11 protein-coding genes are annotated in these 9,087 nt (G+C 57.7%); 2 read left to right on the top strand and 9 right to left on the bottom strand.

Translation table 11 applies throughout. From position 1 onward, the window contains the following. Positions 1-219, top strand: a 219-nt coding sequence (locus tag ACB042_RS10390; RefSeq protein WP_245096669.1) for an integrase core domain-containing protein, incomplete at its 5' end; no start/stop codon positions are given. Between the two features lie 100 nt (positions 220-319). Here ACB042_RS10390 and ACB042_RS10385 read toward each other — a convergent pair. From ACB042_RS10385 to ACB042_RS10375, 3 genes are all read right to left on the bottom strand, one after another. After that, the gene (locus tag ACB042_RS10385; protein ID WP_005362195.1) at positions 320-871 is read right to left on the bottom strand and encodes a hemerythrin domain-containing protein; all 552 of its coding nucleotides are present in this window, start codon (positions 869-871) and stop codon (positions 320-322) included. Between the two features lie 70 nt (positions 872-941). Next, a complete protein-coding gene (gene ung / locus ACB042_RS10380; protein ID WP_005353881.1) occupies positions 942-1,619 on the bottom strand; it encodes a uracil-DNA glycosylase in 678 nt (225 codons plus the stop codon). Between the two features lie 69 nt (positions 1,620-1,688). After that, complete coding sequence (locus ACB042_RS10375; RefSeq protein WP_371178362.1) at positions 1,689-2,429, bottom strand: substrate-binding periplasmic protein; 741 nt, start codon at positions 2,427-2,429, stop codon at positions 1,689-1,691. A 368-nt stretch (positions 2,430-2,797) separates the two neighbouring features. Here ACB042_RS10375 and grcA point away from each other — a divergent pair, with 368 nt between their 5' ends. After that, complete coding sequence (grcA, locus tag ACB042_RS10370) at positions 2,798-3,178, top strand: autonomous glycyl radical cofactor GrcA (RefSeq protein WP_005334936.1); 381 nt, start codon at positions 2,798-2,800, stop codon at positions 3,176-3,178. Positions 3,179-3,295: 117 nt separating this feature from the next. Here the strand turns inward: grcA and ACB042_RS10365 are convergent, their stop codons facing one another. From ACB042_RS10365 to prfA, 6 genes are all read right to left on the bottom strand, one after another. Further along, positions 3,296-4,576 (bottom strand): dicarboxylate/amino acid:cation symporter, encoded by a 1,281-nt coding sequence (locus tag ACB042_RS10365; RefSeq protein WP_371178361.1) that lies wholly within the window; start codon positions 4,574-4,576, stop codon positions 3,296-3,298. A 301-nt stretch (positions 4,577-4,877) separates the two neighbouring features. Then, on the bottom strand, positions 4,878-5,732 hold the full coding sequence (gene kdsA, locus ACB042_RS10360) for a 3-deoxy-8-phosphooctulonate synthase (protein ID WP_005334937.1): 855 nt from the start codon (positions 5,730-5,732) through the stop codon (positions 4,878-4,880). A 97-nt stretch (positions 5,733-5,829) separates the two neighbouring features. Continuing rightward, positions 5,830-6,630 carry a SirB1 family protein gene (locus ACB042_RS10355; RefSeq protein ID WP_005362204.1) on the bottom strand — a complete coding sequence of 267 codons (801 nt, stop codon included), beginning with the start codon at positions 6,628-6,630 and terminating at the stop codon, positions 5,830-5,832. Positions 6,631-6,642: 12 nt separating this feature from the next. Beyond that, entirely contained in the window at positions 6,643-7,026 is a 384-nt protein-coding gene (locus ACB042_RS10350) for a SirB2 family protein (RefSeq protein WP_005334939.1), read from the bottom strand. A 56-nt stretch (positions 7,027-7,082) separates the two neighbouring features. Next, entirely contained in the window at positions 7,083-7,934 is an 852-nt protein-coding gene (gene prmC, locus ACB042_RS10345) for a peptide chain release factor N(5)-glutamine methyltransferase (protein ID WP_371178360.1), read from the bottom strand. Positions 7,935-7,995: 61 nt separating this feature from the next. Beyond that, positions 7,996-9,084 carry a peptide chain release factor 1 gene (gene prfA, locus ACB042_RS10340; protein WP_042061304.1) on the bottom strand — a complete coding sequence of 363 codons (1,089 nt, stop codon included), beginning with the start codon at positions 9,082-9,084 and terminating at the stop codon, positions 7,996-7,998. Between the last annotated feature and the right edge of the window lie 3 nt (positions 9,085-9,087).

Genomic DNA, 9,087 nt, shown 5'->3' with positions numbered 1-9,087 from the left:
GGGGTGAAATGCTCGATGACGGATGGGTATGACTGTTACCAGAATGCGTTGGCGGAGCGGGTGAACGGGATTTTGAAAGGAGAGTTATTGTTGCAAAGCCCGCAGGATTTGGCGCAAGCGCGGGAGATGGTGCATGAAGCAGTAGATATTTACAACGCGGAGCGGCCGCATCATGCGTTGAAATACAGAACCCCCGATGCAGTACATAGGGGGTTCTGAGTAGAGAAATGCTAGTTGAAAATGTGTAGACCTATTTCAGGACTAGACACACTCAAGTTGCACTCACACAATACCGCCACACGGCAGGTACGGGCTAGTCTTAGCCGTTCGTGAGCGGCAGAGAGAGGCGTTTGGCCAGTGCCTGGAAGTGCTGGCTCACCTCGGCCCCGAACAGGGGGTCGCCAATGGCGCGGTTTTGCCAGTTTTGCTCCAGATGACGCCAGTCATCCTCGGTCAGGGAGTCACGCAGATGGGGAAAGATCACCCCCTCTTCATAGTTCATGTGTGCCTCTTGCAGTTCCACGAAGCGCTCCAGCTTGGTAGTGAACTGATCGAGGGGGATCACCGCATCCATCAGGATCATCTCCACCATCTCCTTGAGATCGGCCCCAGCCTCCAGCAGCTTGACGTGCTCCTCCTGCAGGCGGTTGGCGACCTCCCCCTCCACCACCCGATATTTCAGGTAGTAGTCATAGATGAGGTCTTCCTTGGGATGGTGGTACTTGTCAGAGACCTCCCGCAGGTAGTCGATGACATCGCGCACCAGAAAATAGCTGATGGGCTCTTCGGCACGGATGGCTGCCAGCTTGTGCTTGAGCAGCTCCAAAAGTCGGGCGATGTTGAGATGATCCTTGTGCAGACTGGATAACATGGGCACTCCTTGGCTCTGAATTAATCTTATGTCCCTGAGTATACGGTCATTTGTCGCCCGAACTTTGCACTCAATCAAGTGGGATGCAGACAGATTTCCACTCTATCGGACTCTTGCCCTGTTGTTCCAGCAAGCGATTGGTCTCGCTAAAGTGACCGCAACCGATGAAACCGCGGTGGGCAGAGAGTGGGCTCGGGTGCGGCGCGGTCAGCACATAGTGGCGCTGGCGGTCGATGAAACGTCCCTTCTTCTGGGCATGGGCACCCCACAGCAGGAACACCACACCCTGACAACTGGCATTGATCTGCTCGATGACCCGATCGGTAAAGGTTTCCCATCCCAGATGGGCGTGGGAATGGGCCTGACCGGCCTGCACCGTCAGCACAGTGTTGAGCAGCAAGACCCCCTGTTTGGCCCAGGATTCGAGAAAGCCGTGATTGGGTGTGACGAAACCTGGCAGGTCACGCTGCATCTCTTTATAGATGTTGACCAGTGAGGGAGGCGTACGCACGCCGGGCAGAACGGAGAAACAGAGACCGTGCGCCTGATTGGGGCCGTGGTAGGGGTCCTGGCCCAGGATCACCACCTTGACCTGATCCAGCTCGGTCAGCTTGAAGGCATTGAACACATCGGTGGCTGGCGGGTAGATCACCTTGCCCGCTTCCCGCTCGGCTCTGACGGTTGCCAGCGTACTCTTGAAATAGTCCTGCTCTTTCTCAGAGCCAATCACATCACTCCAGGTCAGCACCCCGGCCTCCTCACTTGATACGGCGAAGGGCTCAGGATAGGGGGCCAGCCCGCAAGACGCAACCGTGGCTCACGCTTTCCAGAGCCTGGCTAGGCGCCCCGAGCGCTCCAGCTTGCGCAGGCCGGTATTGAACAGCAGCATCAGACGGCGCGCCTCGGGATCGGCCTTGCGCATCAGCAGGTATCCCGGTTGCAACCAGATGGGGTCGGCGGCACCGGTCAGTGACAGCGATTGGGGATGACGAACGAGCGCCTGCTGGAACAGAGTCTGTGCCACCTGCTCATCCATCACCAGATAGTGGATCCGCCCGTCGAGCAGCTTGCCCATGCTCTGCTCATCGGAATCTGACCACTCGAGGGTGAGCCCGGCTTGGCGGGCGGCAAAACCATCGCCATAGAAATAGCCACGGGTCACCCCGACCGGCTCGTGTTTCAGCTCACCCAGATTGACCGCGGGTGTACCGGTCAGCGTCATCAGGCGAGTGGTGAAATGGCCGAGCGAGGCGGAGAGATAGAAAAGCTGCTCCCGCTCGCGGGAGCGAAACCAGGGCATGGTGACCACATAGCGCCCCTCCAGAGTCAGTCGGTAAGCCTCGGCCCAGGAATAGAAGTAAAAGCTGACATCGAGCCCCTCTTCGGCAAAGGCCTGGCGCACCACCTCACAGAGGAAGCCCTGATTGGGCAACGCCTCAGTGATATAAGGTGGCCACTCGCCCACAGCAATACGCACCGTCTCGGCCCGTACCGCAACACTGCTTGCCCAGCAACAGAACAGGGCCAGCCATGCCCACTTTCGCCACCCATTATTCACCCGGCACTCTCCTCGTTTTTTTGCTGAGTGTAGCCAACCCCTCAATTAACCTCAGAAAAAAGCCGAAAAGATGTAGTTAAATTACTAGATTGGCGAGATAAAAGATGCATAATTTGGATATCTTACAAAATCAGAAAAATGACCTATTTTTGATTCAACTCAAGAATTTAATCCCATTGAAATGGCGCTTTGTCGGATTTTCTTGATCTAGATCAATTTTGGTAATATTACCACCGTGGTATATATGACCCCATCAAAGAAAAGGTGTAAGGCAAGGGCCCTTTAAGTCATCGCCATCGACGGTAGCTTAAATACATCAGGGTAATTTCCTTACAGTTGGATTCGCGTTCCCATTGAGGAGTCATACCATGATCAAAGGCATTCAAATCACCCAGGCCGCCAACACCGCTCTGCTGAACTCTTTCTGGCTGCTGGACGAAGAGAAGCAACAAGCTCGCTGCATCTGCGTCAAAGGCGATGCTTTCGCTGCCGATCAAGAAGTGCAACTGGCTGACCTGGGTCAGTTCGAATACCGCGAACTGCCAGTTCAGGCTGAACCTGCTGTTGAAGGTGGCCAGCACCTGAACGTCAACGTGCTGCGTCGCGAAACTCTGGAAGATGCTATCGAAAACCCGGAGAAGTACCCGCAGCTGACCATCCGTGTATCTGGCTACGCAGTGCGTTTCAACGCCCTGACCCCAGAACAGCAGCGTGACGTGGTTACCCGTACTTTCACCCAGAGCCTGTAATCAGCGCCTTGCAGTGAAGAGCTGATACTCGCTGTATCGGCACAAAAAAACGGCCAATCGGCCGTTTTTTTATTGCCCCCGCACCAGCCAACGCGGCCGTGCGGGGGGAAACAGCGCTTACGCCCTGTCCGCTTCCAGTTGCCCGACCTTGCCGCCGAGCGCTGCATCCATTTTCTTCTCGTCCAGCTGCTTGCAGTATTTGGCGACCACCACGGTGGCAACCCCGTTACCGATCAGGTTGGTCAACGCCCGCGCTTCGGACATAAAACGGTCGATCCCCAGGATCAGCGCCAAACCAGCCAGTGGCAGATGGCCCACCGCCGAAATAGTCGCCGCCAGCACGATAAAGCCACTACCAGTCACCCCTGCCGCCCCTTTCGAGGAGATCAGCAGTACCACCAGCAGGGTGATCTGTTGGAACAGATCCAGCGGCGTATTGGTAGCTTGGGCGATAAAAATCGCCGCCATGGTCAGATAGATGGAGGTGCCATCCAGGTTAAAGGAGTACCCGGTCGGAATGACCAGCCCCACCACCGATTTCTGGCAACCCAGCTTCTCCATCTTGTCCAGCATCCGCGGCAGTACCGACTCGGAAGAGGAGGTCCCCAGCACGATCAGCAACTCCTCACGAATGTAGGAGATGAAACGCAGGATGCTAAAACCTGAGGCTTTAGCGATGCTGCCCAGCACAATGAAGATAAAGAAGAGGCAGGTGAGATAGAAGCAGGCAATAAGCTGGCCTAGCTGTACCAGTGAACCTACTCCATATTTGCCGATGGTAAATGCCATTGCCCCGAATGCACCGACCGGCGCCAGTCTCATTATCATATTGATAATGCCAAATATGACTTTGGAGAAACTGTCGATGACGCCAAAAATAACCTGTCCCTTTTCACCGATATGATGCAGGGAGAAGCCGAACAGCACCGCAAACAGTAACACCTGCAAGATATTACCGCTGGCAAAGGCACCGATCACACTGCCCGGAATAATATCCAGCAAAAAGGCGATAATGCCCTGGGACTTGGCCTGCTCCGCATAGGCGGAGATGGCGCTGGCATCCAGCGCTGCCGGATCGACGTTCATGCCGGCACCCGGTTGCAGCAGGTTGACCACGCACAGCCCGATGATCAAGGCGATGGTGCTGACCACCTCGAAGTAGAGCAGAGCAATGGCGCCGGTCTTGCCGACTGCCTTCATACTCTCCATCCCGGCAATGCCGGTAACCACGGTACAGAAAATAACGGGGGCGATGATCATCTTGATCAATTTGACGAAGCCATCACCGAGGGGCTTCATATCGGCGCCCAGTTCCGGGTAGACATGCCCCAGAAATACCCCGAGGGTAATCGCAAGCAATACCTGAAAATAGAGGCTGCTAAATAGTTTCTTTCGCATTATTAACGTCCTGTTAATTTAATTGCACATTGTTATGGCAGCAATAAACATGCAGATAGCCGGACGAGATATCTGCGTACCTCACCCGATCCATGCTGTTTCTGCATTACTACGGGGACCACTTTACATGTAATAAAAAACAATTAAGAGACATTAATCACACAGCAAAATTAACACCATTAACACCACAGCAACCAACAATTGTTTGCTCGTAGATTAATTTGAGTCTTCAACTAAATATGGCAGATATAAAAATACCCCGCATTGCGGGGCATTTTCATCAGGCATGACAGCGTCGGGATCAGGCCGAGGTATCGAGAGGTTCGAAGCCCTTGATCAGGTCATCGATGGCCTTCATCTGTTTGAGGAAGCCTTCCAGCTTCTCCAGCGGCAGGGCGCTCGGGCCATCGCAGCGGGCAATTTTCGGATCCGGGTGGGATTCGATAAAGAGACCGGCCAGACCGACCGCCATGCCGGCACGTGCCAGCTCGGTCACCTGTTCGCGACGACCACCGGAGGCGGCACCCAGCGGATCACGGCACTGCAGGGAGTGGGTCACGTCAAAGATCACCGGATAGCCACCGGTGCTCTTCTTCATCACGCCCAGGCCCAGCATGTCCACCACCAGGTTGTCGTAGCCGAAATTGGCACCGCGCTCGCACAGGATCAGCTGATCGTTGCCGCACTCCTCGAACTTGTCGGTGATGTTCTTCATCTGACTTGGGCTGAGGAACTGCGGCTTCTTGATGTTGATAACGTTGCCGGTGCGGGCCATGGCTTCCACCAGATCAGTCTGGCGCGCCAGGAAGGCGGGCAGCTGGATAACGTCAACCACCTCGGCGACCGGCTTGGCCTGATGGGGTTCGTGCAGATCGGAGATGACCGGCATGCCGAAGGTCGCTTTCAGCTCCTGGAAAATCTTCATCCCCTCTTCCAGACCCGGACCGCGGTAGGAGTGGATGGAGGAGCGGTTGGCCTTGTCCCAGCTCGCCTTGAAGACAAACGGGATGCCCAGCTTGCTGGTCACTTCCACGTACTTCTCGCACACCGCCATCGCCATGTCGCGGGATTCCAGCACGTTCATGCCGCCAAACAGCACGAACGGTTTATCGTTGGCAACGTCGATCTGGTTGATCTTGATATTCTTCTGTTCCATCTAAGACATCCTTAATAAAAGGGCCTGAAGCCTAGTTACTCCGTTGCGACCGGACGCAGCGGCCTTGATATTCTTCTGTTTCAGTTTCAAGCCGCCCTTAATGGAGGGGCTTGGGGCTCAGATCCAGCGCGGCCAGTTGCACTTTCAGCACATCGGCCACCGGATCGTCCGGGCATTGTTCAATAAAATATTCAAAATCGTCTGCGGCCTGGCGCGGGCAATCGAGCTGCTCGTAGATAAAGCCGCGATCCCGCGTCTCCAGCGGATCGCCAGGCTTCATCCGCAACAACAGCTCGCTGCAACGCAGCGCCTCGGGCATACGATCTTCCCGCAGCAGGGCCCCCTTGCTGACGTTGAGCAGCCGTTCGATGATCTCCCACTGGCCGGAGGGCTGCAGGTAGTCGGGGGTCAGGGTCGCCAAGTCCCCCAGCGCACCGCGCAGCAGCAGCTCGATGCGGGCCAGGCTCAGCTCGTCGCCGGTAAAGGGGTCGACATAGACCTCCCCCTCGCCACCGGCAAAGCTCACCAGGAAGTGGCCGGGGAAGCAGATCCCCTCCACATCGAGCCCAAGCTTGCGCCCCAGCTGGATGATGAGAATGCCGAGGCTGACCGGGATCCCTTTGCGCTGAACCAGCACCTGATTGAGATCGCAGTTGTTGGCAGAGAAATAATCCTGCCAGTCGCCATGAAAACCGAGGCTGTGGTAGAAGCCCTGCAGCAACTGCTGGCGCACTTCGTCGCAGGTGCCCTCTTCGATCTGCTCATCCAGCCACTCGTCCAGCAGGTTCAACTCGCGGATCCCCTCCTCGACCGAGCCATAAATTTCGTCACTTACTGACAACGCCAGCTCGGTGATGTCGTGGGCTTCGAAATCGGTCCATTCGTCTATGTGTAACATTCTCTTCATGCCTTAGCCGAACACACTCGTCTGTTTGAGCACTGCCAACTTGGCAATAAAGTAGATCCAGCCGAGCGCCCCCAGAAAGGAGCACCAGCGCACCAGATTGCTTTTGGCCAGCCGCAGCGCCATCGCCGCCAGAAATACCAGCACCAGAATGGCCATCAGTTTCTCGCTGAGCCAGGGCGTTCCGTTATTGAGCGGGTTGAGATCCAGCACCATGCAGAGCAATACGCCGGAGAGCACCACCAGACCGTTGAGCCAGCCGCTGACCTTCATCACCGGCGCGCTATAGGCTCGGCCAGTGGCGGTCTGTACCCAGTAGAAGCGGAGCATAAACATCAGCACGGCCCCGGCAATCAGGGTGAGGTGCAGGTGTTTGAGCACAAAAACCATATTCAATCCTTGCATGGGGGCGCACAGGCAACCCGCCGATTAACAGTGAGGAACCGTCAGCGCAGCGGGCAGAGGCCCAGCGTCACCCTGTCGTTATCCCCGTAATCACGCACCGTGGCTACCTCGCGGTAACCGCCATCGCGCAGCAACTGACGCACCGCCTCACCCTGATCCCAGCCATGCTCCAGCAGCAACCAGCCATCGGCCAGCAGATAAGCGGGGGCATGGGCCACGATGTGGCGGATATCAGCCAGCCCGGCGTCATAGGCAACCAGCGCCGAGCGGGGCTCAAAGCGCACGTCACCCTGCTCGAGATGGGGATCGGCGCCATCAATATAGGGGGGATTGGAGACAATCACCGCAAAACGTGGCGTATTGTCGCGATCCGGCTCGCCAAGGGGCTCGAACCAGCAGCCGTCGCGCACCTCGATGGGTAACCCCAGCGCGGCGCTGTTCTCGCGAGCCAGTGCGGCAGCGTCCACCATCCGATCCACCGCCCACACATCGATTTCGGGCCGCTCGGACTTGAGCGCCAGCGCGATGGCGCCGGTGCCGGTGCCCAGATCCAGCACGGCGCACGGCCCCTGCGGGATTTTGGTCAACGCCTGCTCGACCAGCACCTCGGTATCGGGGCGCGGGATCAGGGTCGCCGGACTTACCTTGAGGGGCAGCGACCAGAACTCCCGCTCTCCCACCAGATGGGCGATGGGTTCGCCATTGAGACGTCGGGTCAGCCACGCTTGCAGGGTGGCCTGCTGGGCGGCATCCAGCTCGCGCTCTGGCCAGGTCATCAGATAGCTGCGACGACACCCGAGCAGATGGCAGAGCAGTACATCGGCGTCGGCGCGGGGGGATTCTCCCTCAGCCAACACAGTCATGATATGGGCGCGGGCCTGCTGGATCTGCATCAGTGCCACTCCACTTTATGGGCAGAACACTTAATACGAGCTTGCCGGATCACCATTTGCATCAGTTGTTCTCGGCCAGCGAGGCGAGCTGATCGGCCTGATACTCCTGCACCAGCGGGGTGATGACGCAGTCCAGATCCCCTTCCAAAATTTCGGAGAGGCGATAGAGGGTCAGGTTGATGCGGTGCTCGGAGAGGCGGCCCTGCGGATAGTTGTAGGTGCGAATGCGCTCGGAGCGATCGCCGGAGCCCACCAGATTACGGCGGGTGCTCTGCTCGGCGGCGCGGTGGCGCTCATCCTCGGCCGCTTGCAGGCGGGCGGAGAGCACCGACATCGCCTTGGCGCGGTTCTTGTGCTGGGAGCGCTCGTCCTGACACTCCACCACCAGACCGGTCGGCAGGTGGGTAATACGGATGGCCGAGTCGGTCTTGTTGACGTGCTGACCACCGGCACCGGAGGCGCGGAAGGTGTCGATCTTCAAGTCGGAAGGGTTGATCTCGATCTGCTCGGCTTCCGGCACTTCCGGCAACACGGCGACGGTACAGGCGGAGGTGTGCACGCGGCCCTGAGATTCGGTCTCCGGCACCCGCTGTACCCGGTGACCACCGGATTCAAACTTGAGACGGCCATAGACGCGCTCGCCGTCGATCTTGGCGATCACCTCCTTGTAGCCACCGTACTCACCGTCATTGCAGCTGACGATGGAGACGCGCCAGCCCTGACGCTCGGCAAAGCGGGAGTACATGCGGAACAGGTCACCGGCAAAGATGGCCGCTTCGTCGCCACCGGCACCGGCGCGGATCTCCAGATAGCAGTTGTTGTCATCCTTGGGATCCTTGGGCAGCAACATCAGTTGCAGCTCCTGCTCCAGCGCCTCCAGATTGGCCTTGGCCAGCGGCAGCTCCTCCTGCGCCATCTCGCGCAGGTCGGCATCCTCCTCCTCCAGCATCATCTGGGTGGTCTCCAGATCATCCTGCGCCTGACGGTAACGCTGGAAGGCGTGAACGATATCTTCCAGCTGGGCATATTCGCGGGTCAGGGCGCGGTAGCGATCCTGATCCGAGACCACATCCGGCTCGCCGAGCATGGCCTGTACTTCTTCGTGGCGCTCGATGAGGCCTTCCAGCTTTCTGATCAGTGACGGATTCATAAC

The organism is Aeromonas sp. S13(2024) (assembly GCF_041402405.1).
GTDB lineage: Bacteria > Pseudomonadota > Gammaproteobacteria > Enterobacterales > Aeromonadaceae > Aeromonas > Aeromonas veronii.
This window is presented reverse-complemented; position numbering and strand designations above follow the sequence as displayed.

What these genes read in the sequence shown, in the direction of transcription:
- ACB042_RS10385 (WP_005362195.1), bottom strand. Translation starts at nt 871, where the DNA reads ATGTTATCCAGTCTGCACAAGGATCATCTCAACATCGCCCGACTTTTG.
- grcA (WP_005334936.1), top strand. Translation starts at nt 2,798, where the DNA reads ATGATCAAAGGCATTCAAATCACCCAGGCCGCCAACACCGCTCTGCTG.
- ACB042_RS10365 (WP_371178361.1), bottom strand. Translation starts at nt 4,576, where the DNA reads ATGCGAAAGAAACTATTTAGCAGCCTCTATTTTCAGGTATTGCTTGCG.
- kdsA (WP_005334937.1), bottom strand. Translation starts at nt 5,732, where the DNA reads ATGGAACAGAAGAATATCAAGATCAACCAGATCGACGTTGCCAACGAT.
- ACB042_RS10355 (WP_005362204.1), bottom strand. Translation starts at nt 6,630, where the DNA reads ATGTTACACATAGACGAATGGACCGATTTCGAAGCCCACGACATCACC.
- ACB042_RS10350 (WP_005334939.1), bottom strand. Translation starts at nt 7,026, where the DNA reads ATGGTTTTTGTGCTCAAACACCTGCACCTCACCCTGATTGCCGGGGCC.
- prmC (WP_371178360.1), bottom strand. Translation starts at nt 7,934, where the DNA reads ATGCAGATCCAGCAGGCCCGCGCCCATATCATGACTGTGTTGGCTGAG.
- prfA (WP_042061304.1), bottom strand. Translation starts at nt 9,084, where the DNA reads ATGAATCCGTCACTGATCAGAAAGCTGGAAGGCCTCATCGAGCGCCAC.